Raw genomic sequence first — 13,697 nt, forward strand, 5'->3', positions numbered from 1 at the left:
CACTCTCGGCCCGGCCCCTACGGAAATCCTTCGGCCCCGCCACGGGTTGGGTACTGACGTGGTGCGTTTCGCAGGGTGTTTCGGGGTGCTCGGGCCGCTGGCGGTCTGGGCGGACGACGGCTCGGCCGTGCCCGTGGCCGAGCCGAAGGTCCGCGCGCTGCTCGCCGACCTGCTGGCGCACGGGGGCGGGCCGGTCTCGGCCGACCGGCTGATCGACGACCTCTGGGGCGCCGCGGCCGGCCGCAATCCGGTCGGCACCCTTCAGGCGCGCGTCTCCCAGCTCCGCCGCGCGCTCGGCGACCCCCGCTCCGTCGTCCACGGCCCCGCCGGCTACCGGCTGGCCCCGCACGACACCGACGCCGCCCGCTTCCTCGCCCTCGCCGGCCGCCGAACCGCCGACCCCGGCGTCCGTGCCCTTGAGCTCGGCCAGGCCCTCGCGCTCTGGCGCGGGCCCGCCTACGCCGACTTCGCCGACCTGGACTTCGCCCGCACCGAGACCGCCCGCCTGGAGGGGCTGCGGGTGAGCGCGCTGGAGGAGCAGGCGGAGGTACGTCTGGAGCTCGGCGAACGGGTGGAGCTGGGGGATCTGGTGGCCCGGCATCCGCTGCGGGAGCGGCTGGTCGGCTCGCACATGAGGGCGCTGTACCGGGGCGGGCGGCAGAGCGAGGCGCTGGCCGCCTACGGGGAGTTGCGGCGGCGGCTGGGGGAGGAGCTGGGGCTCGATCCTTCGCCGGAGCTCGCCGGCCTGCACCAGGCGATCCTGCGCCAGGACCCGGGCCTGGCCGGCCGGCGACGGCCCCCGGTCTCTCCGTCGCCTGTGGTGTCTCTCGGGTCGTCTGCGGTGTCCTCTGGGTCGCGTGCGGTGTCTCTCGGGTCGTCTGCGGTGTCCTCTGGGCCGCGTGCGGTGCCTTTCGGGTCGTCTGCGGTGTCTTCCGCGCCGTCCGCTCAGCGGGCCGCGTCACGGACGAACCTGTCCGCGCCGCTCACGGACCTGATCGGCCGGGACGCGCAGCTCGACGAGGTACGCGGGTCGCTGGCCGGCTCCCGCCTGGTGACGCTCACCGGGCCCGGCGGTGTCGGCAAGACCAGGCTCGCCCTGGAGGCCGCCCGCCCGCTCCTGGACGCGGAGCCGTTCCCCGACGGGGTGTGGCTGGTCGAGCTGGCCGGAGCCGTGGACGTGGCCGAGGCGGTCGCGGCCGTGCTCGGCGTCCGCGACGACGACCCGGCCCCGCTGACCTCCAGGCTGGCCGGCCTGCTGACGGCCAAACGCGTGCTGCTGGTGCTCGACAACTGCGAGCACCTGGTCGAGCAGGCCGCCACGCTGGTCTCCGCCCTGCTGCGGGCCGCCCCGGGCCTGCGCGTCCTCGCCACCAGCCAGGAGCCGCTGGGAGTCACCGGCGAGCACGTACGCGTGGTGCCGCCGCTGCCCGAGCCCGACGCCGTGCGGCTCTTCACGACCCGCGCGAACGTGCCTCCCGGCCCGGCCGTGGCCACCATCTGCAGGCGGCTCGACGGCATCCCGCTCGCTCTGGAGCTGGCCGCCACCCGAGTGCGCGCGTTCGGGGTGGAGGAGCTCGCGGACCGGCTGGACGACCGGTTCAGGCTGCTCAACGCCGGTCCGCGCGACGCCCCCGCCCGGCAGCGCACACTCCGGGCGATGATCGACTGGAGCTGGGAACTGCTCACCGGGGACGAACGTGCCGTGTTGCGCCGGCTGGCCGTGCACGCCGACGGGTGCACGCTGGAGGCGGCCGAGGAGGTGTGCGCCGAGCCGGGCGTGGACGTGCTCGACACGCTGGCCAGGCTGGTGGACCGGTCGCTGGTGGTGCGGGTGCCGGGGTTGTCGCGCTACCGGCTGCTGGAGTCCGTGACGGCGTACTGCGTGGAGCGGTTGCGGGAGGCGGGCGAGGACGACCTGATCAGGGAGCGTCACGCCCGCTACTACACCGCCCTCGCCGGGCGGGCCGACCTCCGGGGGCCGGGGCAGCGGGAGTGGCTCGGACGGCTCGACACCGAGAGCGCCAACCTGCGGCTCGCTCTCGCCGGGCCCGATGCGCTGCCTCTCGTCAACGCCCTCGCCTGGTACTGGATTCTGCGCGGCCGGCTCCGGGAGGCGCGCAGATCGCTGGCGGCCGCTCTGGCCGCTCAGGGCTCCGACGCGGCGGGGGCTGAGATGGCTCGGGCGTCGGTCTGGCTGGCCGGCGTCGAGCTGATGATCGGCGAGGCGGCGGCCCCGGTGCGCGGGGAGGGTCTTGATCAGGCCGGCCGCGCGCTGGCCGACTGGTTCCTGAGCCATGTGCACTGGGCTTACGGCGATCACGACGCGCACGAGGCGGCGGCGGGCCGGGCGCTGGCGGCGTACGAGGAGTTGGGGGATCGGTGGGGGATGGCGGCGGCGTTGTGCCTGCGTGCCAAGCTCGCCGTCGGCCGGGGCGACGTGGCCGGGATGGAGCGCGACGGGGAGCGGGCGCTGGCGGTGTTCAGGGAGCTGGGTGACGGGTGGGGGCAGGTCGAGGCGATGGACGTGCTCGATCGGGCGGCCGAGATCCGGGGCGACTACGCCAGGGCCGCCCGGCTGCGCGAGGAGGGGCTGCGGCTGGCGGAGGAGCTGGGGTTCGAGGTGTCGTTCAAGCTGGCCGCCCTTGGCCGGATCGCGTTGCTGGCGGGCGACTACGCGCTGGCCGACGACTATCACGAGCGGGCCCGGCGGGTGGCCGTCGAGCAGTCGTACATGCCCGCTGAGGAGAACGCCGTGCTCGGTCTGGGCATGAGCGCCCGGCGGCGGGGGCGGCACGAGGAGGCGGAGGCGTACCTGGCGCCGCTGCTCGACTGGCTGCGGCGGGTGCGCGGGACGCCGGGGATCGCGTTCATCATGGCCGAGCTGGGCTTCGCCGCCGAGCAGCGCGGCGACGCGGAGCTGGCGCTGGCCCGGCAGCGCGCGGGCCACGCGGCCGCGCGGGCCACGCGGCCGCGCGGGCGACCGGCAACCCCCGTGCCATCGCGCTGTCCCTCGAAGGACTGGCGGGCGCCCTGTCCCTGGAGGGCGGAGACGGGCCCGCCGGTGATCCGGCCGAGGCCGCGCGGTTGCTCGGCGCCGCCACCGCCGTCCGCGAGGCCCTCGGTACGCCGCTGCCTTCCGGCGAGCGGCACGACGTGGCGCGCATCACCCGCAGACTGCGCCTGGCCCTGGGAGACGAGCCGTTCGAGCGAGCCCTGGCCTCAGGGCAGCGGGAACTCGGCCACCACCTCCCATTCCCCCTCGGATGACGGGCCCGCGTAGAGCCTGCCGCCCAGCGCCTCCACCCGCTCGGCCATCCCGACCAGCCCGAACCCGCCGCCCAGCCGGGCCACCCGCGGATCCGGCGACGTCCCGAAGTTGCGCACCCGCAGCAGCGCCCCGCTCTCATGCCGCCGCAATACCGCCTCGACCCAGGCGGTGCGGGCGGCGTGCTTGCGGATGTTCGTCAGAGCCTCCTGCAGGACCCGGTGCAGCGTGGTCATGACCTCGGGCGGCAGCGTGCGATCGTCCAGCCCCTGCCCGATCTCGAACGCCACCCTCGGCCCGTCCTGGGAGAACCGCTCGGCCAGCATCCGCAGGTCGGCCAGCGTGATGCCGGGTTTGCGGGCCGCGTCGTCCTCGGTGCGCAGCACGGTGACCATGCGCCGCATCGACGTCAGCGCCTCTGAGCCGGCCGAGGCGATGGCGTCCAGCGCGGGGGCCACGGCCTCCGGCTTGGCGCCCGCCACCGTACGCGCTGCCTGGGCCTGGACCACGATGCCCGTGATGTGGTGGGCGACCAGGTCGTGCAGCTCCCTGGCCAGCTCCAGCCGCTCCGCGCGCCGTACCGAGTGGACCGCCTCCGTGCGGCGCTCCCGCTGGAAGCGGAGGTAGCCGCCGGCGCCCGCGGCCATCGACCAGCCCGCGAACAACACGAACGAGAACGGCAGCCCCAGTTGGTGATAGTCGCGCCCGCTGGACTCCGCCATCAGGACGATCAGCGCCCCGCAGGCGAGGAGCGCCGCCCGGCGTACCGGCTCCACGTGCCGCAGCACGCCGATGGTCAGGACGAGCAGCGCCCCCGTCTCCGCCATGCCGGGCGTGCCCGGGGTCGCCGTGCCGCCGATGGCCACGGACGCCGCGACGGACAGCGCCAGCATGACGCAGAAGCCCTCCAGGCGGTGGCGGCGGCGGAGCAGCACGGCCACGATGCCGGCCACGCCGCAGCAGGGCACGAGCCACTGGAAGCCCCCGATGCCGGCGGCCACCGCGACATCGATCAACAACATCATGGCCAGCCAGCCGTGCATCGCGATCTCGCTCAGCCGGCGGATCCAGTACACGACGCGCTTGGAATCCCCCACGGCCCGAGCCTAAGCCGGAAGTCGGACACGTCGTATCAGCCGTTCGGCCGAGTGAACTCCCCGGAGACCAGCCCTTCAGCGGAGGCGGGGGGCGGGGTCGTCGCCGATGCTGGGTCAGGTCGGAAGGGGAAAGACATGGTGGTCATCGGGTTCGCGGTCCTGGGTGTCGGGCTGGTCGTGGGGGTGCTGCTCGCGGTGGCGGATCCCGTGCTGCTCTCGCGGATCAACGGGGAGCACGCGGAAGGCGGCAGCGGCCGGTTCATCGACGCGGACGTGCTGCGGCTTCCGTCGCGGCCGGGCGAGACCCGGCATGACGACGTCCTGCCGGGTGGGGCCTGGTCGGGTGAGGCTCGGCCGGGCGAGGAGCGTTACGCGCCCGAGGCGGCCTGAGAGAGCGGGCTCGCGCGGGCATGGTGCGCGAGCCTCGCGGGTGGCCGTTGGGGGACGGTGCCCGCACGCGGCCCGCGACCCGGTGCGGACCGGATCGCGGGCCGACTTCCGTTAACGTGGCCTCTATGAGCAACGGTTTTGAGACCCTGGCCATCCACGCAGGTCAGGAGCCCGACCCGCTGACCGGCGCGGTCGTGCCACCGATCTACGCGACGTCCACGTACAAGCAGGACGGCGTGGGCGGCCTGCGTTCCGGATACGAGTACAGCCGCTCGGCCAACCCCACCAGGACCGCGCTGGAGGAGGCGCTGGCGGCGGTGGAGGGCGGGACGCGCGGGCTCGCGTTCGCCTCGGGACTGGCCGCCGAGGACACCCTGCTGCGGGCGGTGTGCAAGCCGCAGGACCACGTGATCATCCCGAACGACGCGTACGGAGGCACGTACCGGCTGTTCTCCAAGGTCTTCGAGCGGTGGGGCCTGCACTACGACCCGGTGCCGCTGCACGACCTCGACGCCGTCGCCGCGGCCATGACGCAGAAGACCAAGGTGGTCTGGGTCGAGACGCCGACCAACCCGCTCCTCGGCATCGCCGACATCGCCGCGCTGGCGCAGCTCGCCCACGAGAACGAGGCGCTGCTGGTCGTGGACAACACCTTCGCCTCGCCGTACCTGCAGCAGCCGCTCTCTCTCGGTGCGGACGTCGTCGTGCACTCCACCACCAAGTACGTCGGCGGGCACTCCGACGTGGTCGGCGGAGCGCTGGTGGCCGGCGACGCCGGGCTCGGGGAGGAGCTCGCCTATCACCAGAACGCGATGGGGGCGGTGGCCGGGCCGTTCGACGCCTGGCTGACGCTGCGCGGGCTGAAGACCCTCGGCGTGCGCATGGACCGCCACTGCGACAACGCCGAACGCGTCGTCGACCTCCTCCTCGCGCACCCGCGCGTGAGCGAGGTGCTCTACCCGGGGCTGGCCGAGCACCCGGGGCACGAGGTGGCGGCCAAGCAGATGAAGCGGTTCGGGGGCATGGTGTCCTTCCGCGTCGCCGGGGGCGAGGCGGAAGCCGTGGCGATGTGCGACCGGACCAAGCTGTTCACGCTGGGGGAGTCGCTGGGCGGGGTGGAGTCGCTGATCGAGCACCCGGGCCGGATGACCCACGCCTCGGCGGCCGGATCGCCGCTGGAGGTGCCGCAGGACCTGGTGCGGTTGTCGGTCGGCATCGAGACCATCGACGACCTGCTGGCAGACCTCAGCCAGGCGCTGGCCTGAGCCTCCCCCGACCGGCCCATGCCCCGGGCGGCCTCCAGCCGGCCCGGCGCCTCACCCAGGTGATCGGACGGTCAGGTGGGGACCACCATCAGGAACAGGATCACCAGCCAGATCACCGAGAGCAGACCACTGATCGCGGCGATCCGGCCGGTCTGCACCTTCGCGTCGTCATCCGCGCCCTCGCTGGAGAGGGCGCGGACGGCGGTGCGCAGGTCGCGGTCGATGATGACGAGGAGCACGGCGGCCACGATGAACAGCGTCATCGAGGCCGTCATGTTCCACTTGCCGAGCAGCCCGTTGCCCAGGACCGCGCCGAGCGCCAGTCCGAACACGAGCACGCCCAGGGTGCCTACGCTGTAGACCCGTGTCATGCGCTGGATGATCTGCAGGGCGGGCACGTTCTTGTTGCGGATGACGCGTGGCGCGGTCATCGTCGCAGCGGTGACCGGGCCGACCGTGAAGATCGCGAATCCGATGTGGAGCCAGAGAAGCAGGGACGACATGCCGGAGAGACTAGTCCCCGACGATCTCGACAGGCGCCTCGACACTCTCTTTGCTCTTCTCGGAACAGCGCATGATCATCTCGGTGGTCGCGACGGCGACGACCATCAGGACGATGAGGAGAACCGTGGCTATCATGGCTGCCCCTCCTTCCCCGTGTCGGACGTAAATATCGTCCGTAATGAGTAGACGGTTGTGCAACGGAATAAGTTCGTCGCGGGTAAGGTTGGTAACCGTTCCAATTGCCTTACCGTTAGGGCACAAGGGGGTGCCATCCGTGGCCATCAGGCATGTCGAGCCGTATACCGACGAGTGGCTGCAGCAGCCGGTCAGCTACGTGCGCCAAGTCGTCGACCTGCTCGGAGCCGAGGTGGCGGACTGGTGGGAAGGCCCCTGCGATCCGCGCGACGCCACGCTCAAGCTGGCCGACGAGAGCGCGCTGGTGTGGGACGAGGAGAGCGGCTGGCGTTTGGGCCGGTTCGTTGCCGGCAGCCGGGGAAGTCACACGGAGCTGGCGGCCGGGGTCCGTTATCTGGGTCATGGGCTGCTGCCCCGGCCCGAGCGGGTGCCGACGGCGCTGAGCGATGCCCGGGCAGGGGTCGGAGCCAGCTCGGCCTGGCGGCCTTGCTACCGGTCACACCGCAACTGCCGCGACGGGTTCGACGTCGCCCTCGACTTCTACTCACGCTTCATCGACGCCTGACGTCTCGGCCTGACGTCTCAGCCTGACGTCTCAGCCCGACGTCTTGGCCTGGCCGCTTGGCTCGACGTCTCGGCCCGGCCTCCCGGGCTTCCTCTTACGGACACGGTCGAGCGCCTTCTTGCCGCGCCGGCCGATCAGGCATTCCCCTGCTCGATCATGGGGTGGCCGTTGATGGTGCTGTGGCGCCGGGCAGTGCCCAGGCCGGTTCTGACACGCGCTCAACGGCGAGATTCGCGTGCCTATCAGGTGATGGCCGTCGACTTACCGAATCCCTTGCAGCGCGCATTGCGTGCCCATACGGTTACCGTAAGCAACCGCCTGGCAGGAGGAGGATCCATGAGCGGTAGGCATGCCGGAAAAGGGCCGACCGACCGGCCCTACAACAGCCGTGAGGACGGCGAGCAGTCGGGGAGCACGAACGACCAGTCACCGGAGAGCCTGGGCGGCGAGCACACCAAGGACGAGGACAAGGACAAATAGTGGGGACACCCGCTGACCACATGGAGCGGCTCATCGCCGCCCTGGACCCCCACGGAGGCGGGGACATCGCCTCGTTCGTCGAGAACGCCGTGCGCGCGGTGCCCCGACATCTCTTCGTCCCGGACGTGGGTTTGATCCACCCTCGTGACAGTGAGCCGTATCTGATCGACCGCACCGCCGACCCCGGCGCCTGGTGGGACGCCGTCGGCTCGACGCAGCCCATCGTCACGCAGCTCGACGACGGCGCGACCCCGTTGACCGCGCTCGCGGGCTACTACAGCTCGTCGTCGTCCTCACCCGCCACCGTCGCCGACCTGCTCAATCACCTGCGGCCCGAACCGGGCATGCGGGTGCTGGAGATCGGCACCGGCACCGGGTGGACCGCCGGGCTGCTGTCCCACGTGGCCGGGGCGGAGAACGTCGTCTCGATCGACATCGACCAGGGTGTGTCCGACCAGGCCGCCAAGAACCTCGCCGCGGCCGGTCACCAACCCCACCTCCTGGTCGGGGACGGCGCGCTCGGCTGCCCGGACTGGGCGCCGTACGACCGCGTGCACGTCACCTGCGGCATCCGCGACATCCCGTACGCGTGGGTGGCGCAGTGCCGGCCGGGCGCGGTCATCGTCATGCCGTGGCACCCCGGCTTCGGAGCCAGCCACGCTCTGCGTCTGGAGGTGCAGGCGGACGGCACCGCGCAGGGCCGTGTCGTCGGCGACGCGGCGTACATGATGATGCGGTCCCAGCGGCTGCGGCCGAAGGTGAAGCCGCCGCGGGACGAGGACCGGCGGCGGTACTGGTCGGCGCTCGACCCCCGCGCGCTGGACGCCCTGTCCGTGGGTGCGGACCTGGCCATCTCCGCGCTGACGGGCCTTCACTCACACACTGAGCCGGATGTCGATGATGACGGCGAACGGGTGTGCATGTGGGTGTCGGACCCGGACGACGCGCGCCAGTGGGCCACCGTCGTCTGGCGGCCGGGCCTCCCCAGGCATGGCGTCCAGCAGGCCGGTGACCGGCCTGTGTGGGACGAGGTCCTCCAGGCGTACGCCCGATGGGTGGCCTGGGGTGAGCCGCACTGGAGCGATTACGGCATCACCGTCGCCCCGGAAGGGACGACCATGTGGCTGCATTCGCCCGACAACGTGATCGGACCCGGTCTGAGCGTTTCGCCCGGAGAGTGAGACGGCCTTCAGCGATCATGTGTGCTGCTGATCACTGAAGGTGGTCAGGGTGATGGGTCGTGGAGCACCAGCAGGATGTGCTCGTTGTCCCCGTGCATGATCGTCTCCTCCCGTTGGAAGCCGTGTTTTTCCAGGAGTCGCACCGAGGCCGTGTTGGCGTGGAAGGGGTCGGCATAGAGCGGGCGGGCCTTCTCCTGCGCCAGGAAGAGCTCCAGCGCCCGGGTGCCCACACCCCGGCCCCAGAAGTCACGGCCCAGCCAGTAGCCGATGAAGCGCCGCTCCTCCTCCCACCAGGCCACGAAGTTGCCCGCCAGCTCGTCGTCGACGATGACCGCCTGCACGTGGTTGGTCGGGTCGCCGAGGACGCGCGTGCGCCAGTGGTGCAGGAACGCCTCCCGCTCCCGTGGCGGGAACTTGGATCGCCGGCCGGCCTCCGGATCGTGCTCCTGCGCCAGGAACACCTCCAGATCGCTCTCCACGACATCGCGCAACCATATGTTCTCGCTCATGGGAAGGGAGTCTGCCAGCCGGCACCGACAGATTCAGCGGGCGCGGCGGAGGCGGAGGAAGTCGCTGACCACGTACTCGCCCAGCCGATCGGCACTGGGTGAGAACACCCGGCCGCCGTTCCTGCGGGCCACCTCGTCCACGAACTCCTTCAGCCGGTCGTCGCCGGCCAGCATGAAGATGTTGATCGTGGCCCGGCGCCGCGTCATCTTGTCGACCTCGGCCAGCGTGAGCTCCAGTGTCTCGTGCGACGGCGGCCACTCGAACGCCGACCTGCCGTTGCGCATGAGGTGTGCCGTGGGCTCGCCGTCCGTGACCACCAGCACCACCGGCTCGAAGTCGGGATGGCGGTCGAGGTGGCGGCCGGCGATCAGGAGGGCGTGGTGCAGGTTGGTGCCCTGGACCATGTCCCAGTCGAGGCCCGCCAGCTCGTCGGGCTGCAACACCCTGGCGTAGTTGGAGAAGCCGATGATCTGGACCGCGTCCTGCGGGAACTTGGAGGCGACCAGAGCCTGGAGGGCCAGAGCCGTCTGCTTGGCCGCCGCCCAGGTGCCGCGCAGCGCCATCGAGTAGGACAGGTCCACGAGGAGGCAGACGGCCGCGGCGGTACGGCGCTCGGTCTCGGCGACCTCGAAGTCGTCCACCGAGAGACGGACCTTGACCCGGCCCCTGGAGGCGGCCGTGGCCGGGCCGGCCCCTGGAGGTGGCGGGCGGTCCAGGGTGACGCCGCCCGCGCGTACGCCGTTGACCAGGGTGCGGACCACGTCGAGCGGCTGCTCGTCACCGAAGCGCCACGGCCGGGACGAACCCGTCAGCTCCCCGGCCGAGCCCGCGTCGTGCTGGTCGTGGTCACCGCGCCGGCCCGCGTCGAGCGAGGCGAACACCCGGCGCAGCGCCGTCTCGCCCAGCCGGCGCACCGCCTTGGGCGTGAGCTCCAGCTTGCCGCGCCGGCGCAGCAGGTAGCCCTGGTCCTCCAGCTCCCGCTCGATCCGCTTCAGCGCCTCCAGGTCGTCGACCGCCGAACGGCCGAGCGCGCGGCGGATGGCGGACTCGTCGATGTCGTCGAGCCTCGCCCCCGGATAGTCCTGCCGCAGCGCGGTCTCCAACTGGGTGAGGTCGGCCAGCTCCTCCAGGGCGGTGACGGCGTCGCCCATGCCCAGGGGCTCTTCGCCGGTGAGGCGTTCGGGGGCGTTCCAGGCCAGGTCGGGGCGGCGGGCGTGCAGGGACTCGCCGAGGCGGCGCATCTGCTCGGTCAGGCCCGCTTGGTCGAGGGTCTGGTTGATGAGGCCGGCCAGCTCCTCGCGCTGGCGCGGGGTCATCGAGGCGAGCATGCGCTGCGTGGCGGCGGCGCGGCGGGCCAGGATGTCGATGAGCTCTTCCAGGTTCCGCGGCTTTTCGGGGAAAAGATCGCCATATTTCGCCATGAAGGCGTCAAAGTCGTCCTGGGTGTGTTCGCCACGGGCGTCCCGGTCCAGCATGTCGTTCAGGTCCGACATCATCTGGCGGACGCGCTCCATCGCCTCCGGGTCCGGGTTGGCGAGCGCGTCCCGCAGACCTCTGAACTGGCTGTCGAGCACTTCCCGCCGCAGCAGGTCGCGCAGCTCCTCGAAGGTCTGGCGGGCCGCCGCGGAGCGCCACTCGTACGTGCTCAGCTCCTGGATGGCGCCGGCCGTGTCCTCGGGCAGCCCGTCGAGCTCGGTCTCCCGCAGCCGCGCGTCGTCGGACGGATCGGGGAACAACTCGGCCCGCTCCTGCCCGATGGCCTTGTCGAGCAGTGCCCGCGCCCGCTCCAGCGTGCCGTCGAGCCGCCCGCGCTCGCGCAGGTCACGGCGGCGCCGGCGGACTTCGCGGAGCATGTCGTCGAGCCCACGGCGATCCTGGGCGCCGGGCAGGCCACGCTTGAGCAGGTCGCGCAGGGCGTGGACCGGGGTGGACCCCGACAGGATGGCGTCGCCCATCTCGTCGAGAGCCGCCCGGACGTCATAGGGGGGCGCCAGGGGATCGGGGCCGTCGTGGAATTCGCCATAGCGGAAGGCCATCACGAACCCACGCTAACCCCATCGGCCCGGCTACGCGTCCCCGAAAATCTCCCACACCTCGTCCAGGGAGCCGATCCCCGGTGTGTAGCCGGCCTGCACCAGAACGGGGTGCCGCACCGTCTTGAGAGCCGCGGTGAGGTCGCTCCAGGCGCACGGCAGCTTGCCCAGGCCGTTCTGGGCCGCGTTGACCGGTTTGCCGGTCAGCCAGCCGTCCGCGCAGCGGGCCGTGGTGCGGTGGAAGACCGTGGTGTAGGCGTAGCCGAGCTTGATCTTCTTTCCGCCGGTCGTGAACAGGACCGTGGTGTCGTTGATCCGCTGGAGCGTGCCACGCGCCGTGCGCGGGTCCGGCCAGTCGGTGACCAGGAACTCGCTGACCTTGACGGCCTCGCCGCCGCGATATTCGATCCGCAGCGGCGCGGCGCCACGCCGCAGCGTGAGGTCCAGGTCGGCGGGCTTGCAGGCGGTCCGCCCGAGGCCCTTGGCGTCGATGGCGAGCCGGCCCTCGGTCTCCTTCAGGTCGCAGGCCACCGTGAGGCGCCGATAGGCCGCCTTCGTGTGGTCGAGCCGCAACTCCTTGGCGCCGGTGAGCGCTTTGAGGCGGTAACTCAGGAAATTTCGCTGCTTGACGAACGTCGCCGACCTGGGCAGGACACGCAGGTGGCCCTTGCCGTCGCTCCAGGCGTACCCATAGGCGATCTTGGTCGTCGCGGCCTCGGCGGGCGCGGCGGCGAGAGCGCCGCACAGAGCGATGGCGGCGGCACAGGCAAGCAGGCGCATGGACGGTCTCCCCCGACAGCGTGAACAGCAGCTATCCATATGACGCGAGAGACCGTCCGGATGTTCACGTCCGGTAGACGGTCACTCCGTCAAGATCTTCCTTGGACAGGCGTCGCATCAGGTAAAGCCCTTCCAGGGCGAACTCCAGCGCCGCCGCCGCGTGCCCGGGCGACTCCTCGCCCGCGCCCATGCCCAGCCTGGACATGACCTTGGCCAGCCCGGTGACGGGACCGATCCGGTGCAGCAGGTCTCCGGCGGAGACCAGATCCCCGGACTCCACCTGGTTGCCCTCGGCGAACTTGTCGGTGATCGGCGACAGGTCCATGCCCCCCAGCCGGGTCCTGAACGTCTCCGCCGTCGCCCGGCGCAGCAGGTGGGCGAGGATCTCGGTCTCCCTGCCCTCCTCGCTGACCTCGAACTCCACCTTGCCCCGCAGGCTGTGGACCACGCAGGCCAGGTCGACCACGCGCGCCACGGCCTGCTCCTCGCCCTTGAGCGCGGCCCTGCGCACCGCCGAGGCGGAGGCGGTCTCGGCGGCCGCGATCGAGAAGCGCGCCGACACGCCGGAACGGGCGTCCACGGCGGTGGATTCGCGCACGAGCCGGGTGAACCGGGCGATCACCTCGATGAGGTGCTCGGGAATGTCGGCCCCGATGTCGGGCACGGACTCCTGCCGGATGAGGATCAGCTCGTCCTCGACGGTCAGCGGGTAGTGGGTGCGGATCTCGGCGCCGAACCGGTCCTTCAGCGGCGTGATGATCCGGCCCCTGTTGGTGTAGTCCTCGGGGTTGGCGCTGGCGATGAGCAGGATGTCGAGCGGCAGCCGCAGGTTGTAGCCGCGTACCTGGATGTCGCGCTCCTCCAGCACGTTGAGCAGCGACACCTGGATGCGCTCGGCCAGGTCGGGCAGCTCGTTGACGGAGAAGACGCCGCGGTTGGTGCGCGGGACCAGGCCGAAGTGCACGGTCTCCGGGTCGCCCAGCCGCCGCCCCTCCGCGATCTTGATCGGGTCGACGTCCCCGATCAGGTCGCCCACGGAGGTGTCGGGTGTGGCGAGCTTCTCGCCGTAACGCTCGTCGCGGTGCTTCCACGCCACCGGCAGCTCGTCGCCCAGCTCCCGCGCCAGCGCCAGGCAGCGCGTGCAGACCGGCGCGTACGGATGGTCGTTGATCTCGCACCCCTCGACGACCGGGGTCCACTCGTCGAGCAGCCCGGTCACGGTGCGGATGAGCCGGGTCTTGCCCTGGCCGCGCTCACCGAGGAGGACCAGGTCGTGCCCGGCTAGTAACGCCCGCTCAAGGTGCGGCAGGACGGAGTCGTCGAAGCCGACGATGCCTGGGAAGCGGGGCTCACCCGCCCGCAGCCTGGCCAGCAAGTTTTCCCTGACCTCGGCTTTGACGGTGCGATGAACGTGGCCGCTCTCTCGCAACTCGCGGAGAATACGTGGCTGTTGCACGGGATCGAGACTACGTCCCCTGAGGGGAATGCGGCA

Annotated in this window: 13 protein-coding genes; 6 read left to right on the top strand and 7 right to left on the bottom strand. The window is 71.7% G+C overall.

Going from position 1 to position 13,697, the window contains the following annotated elements:
* Positions 1-58 precede the first annotated feature (58 nt).
* On the top strand, positions 59-3,280 hold the full coding sequence (locus tag ACWD0F_RS14220; RefSeq protein WP_449875290.1) for an AfsR/SARP family transcriptional regulator: 3,222 nt from the start codon (positions 59-61) through the stop codon (positions 3,278-3,280).
* Here the strand turns inward: ACWD0F_RS14220 and ACWD0F_RS14225 are convergent.
* Positions 3,220-4,362 carry a sensor histidine kinase gene (locus ACWD0F_RS14225; RefSeq protein ID WP_449875292.1) on the bottom strand — a complete coding sequence of 381 codons (1,143 nt, stop codon included), beginning with the start codon at positions 4,360-4,362 and terminating at the stop codon, positions 3,220-3,222. The genes ACWD0F_RS14220 and ACWD0F_RS14225 overlap by 61 nt on opposite strands.
* 135 nt (positions 4,363-4,497) lie before the next feature.
* Between ACWD0F_RS14225 and ACWD0F_RS14230 the strand changes: the two genes are divergently transcribed.
* Together ACWD0F_RS14230 and ACWD0F_RS14235 are read left to right on the top strand one after the other, a co-directional pair.
* Positions 4,498-4,752 carry a hypothetical protein gene (locus ACWD0F_RS14230; RefSeq protein ID WP_449875294.1) on the top strand — a complete coding sequence of 85 codons (255 nt, stop codon included), beginning with the start codon at positions 4,498-4,500 and terminating at the stop codon, positions 4,750-4,752.
* 125 nt (positions 4,753-4,877) lie between these two features.
* On the top strand, positions 4,878-6,017 hold the full coding sequence (locus tag ACWD0F_RS14235; RefSeq protein ID WP_449875296.1) for a cystathionine gamma-synthase: 1,140 nt from the start codon (positions 4,878-4,880) through the stop codon (positions 6,015-6,017).
* A 71-nt stretch (positions 6,018-6,088) separates the two neighbouring features.
* Here the strand turns inward: ACWD0F_RS14235 and ACWD0F_RS14240 are convergent, their stop codons facing one another.
* A complete protein-coding gene (locus ACWD0F_RS14240; protein ID WP_449875298.1) occupies positions 6,089-6,520 on the bottom strand; it encodes a hypothetical protein in 432 nt (143 codons plus the stop codon).
* Between the two features lie 10 nt (positions 6,521-6,530).
* A complete protein-coding gene (locus tag ACWD0F_RS14245; protein ID WP_449875300.1) occupies positions 6,531-6,656 on the bottom strand; it encodes a hypothetical protein in 126 nt (41 codons plus the stop codon).
* Between the two features lie 139 nt (positions 6,657-6,795).
* Between ACWD0F_RS14245 and ACWD0F_RS14250 the strand changes: the two genes are divergently transcribed.
* The 3 genes from ACWD0F_RS14250 (at position 6,796) to ACWD0F_RS14260 (ending at position 8,882) form a co-directional block, all read left to right on the top strand.
* Complete coding sequence (locus ACWD0F_RS14250; protein WP_449875302.1) at positions 6,796-7,221, top strand: DUF6292 family protein; 426 nt, start codon at positions 6,796-6,798, stop codon at positions 7,219-7,221.
* 336 nt (positions 7,222-7,557) lie between these two features.
* On the top strand, positions 7,558-7,701 hold the full coding sequence (locus tag ACWD0F_RS14255; RefSeq protein ID WP_449875304.1) for a hypothetical protein: 144 nt from the start codon (positions 7,558-7,560) through the stop codon (positions 7,699-7,701).
* Complete coding sequence (locus tag ACWD0F_RS14260) at positions 7,701-8,882, top strand: methyltransferase domain-containing protein (protein WP_449875306.1); 1,182 nt, start codon at positions 7,701-7,703, stop codon at positions 8,880-8,882. The genes ACWD0F_RS14255 and ACWD0F_RS14260 overlap by 1 nt, the downstream gene beginning before the upstream one ends.
* Before the next feature lie 44 nt (positions 8,883-8,926).
* Here the strand turns inward: ACWD0F_RS14260 and ACWD0F_RS14265 are convergent, their stop codons facing one another.
* From ACWD0F_RS14265 to ACWD0F_RS14280, 4 genes are all read right to left on the bottom strand, one after another.
* Entirely contained in the window at positions 8,927-9,391 is a 465-nt protein-coding gene (locus ACWD0F_RS14265) for a GNAT family N-acetyltransferase (protein ID WP_449875307.1), read from the bottom strand.
* A 33-nt stretch (positions 9,392-9,424) separates the two neighbouring features.
* Entirely contained in the window at positions 9,425-11,428 is a 2,004-nt protein-coding gene (locus tag ACWD0F_RS14270; protein ID WP_449875727.1) for a vWA domain-containing protein, read from the bottom strand.
* A gap of 30 nt (positions 11,429-11,458) precedes the next feature.
* The gene (locus tag ACWD0F_RS14275; RefSeq protein WP_449875309.1) at positions 11,459-12,205 is read right to left on the bottom strand and encodes a hypothetical protein; all 747 of its coding nucleotides are present in this window, start codon (positions 12,203-12,205) and stop codon (positions 11,459-11,461) included.
* A gap of 64 nt (positions 12,206-12,269) precedes the next feature.
* Positions 12,270-13,661, bottom strand: a complete 1,392-nt coding sequence (locus ACWD0F_RS14280; RefSeq protein ID WP_449875311.1) for a sigma 54-interacting transcriptional regulator — start codon at positions 13,659-13,661, stop codon at positions 12,270-12,272.
* Between the last annotated feature and the right edge of the window lie 36 nt (positions 13,662-13,697).

The sequence above is a fragment of the Nonomuraea sp. NPDC002799 genome (assembly GCF_053592075.1).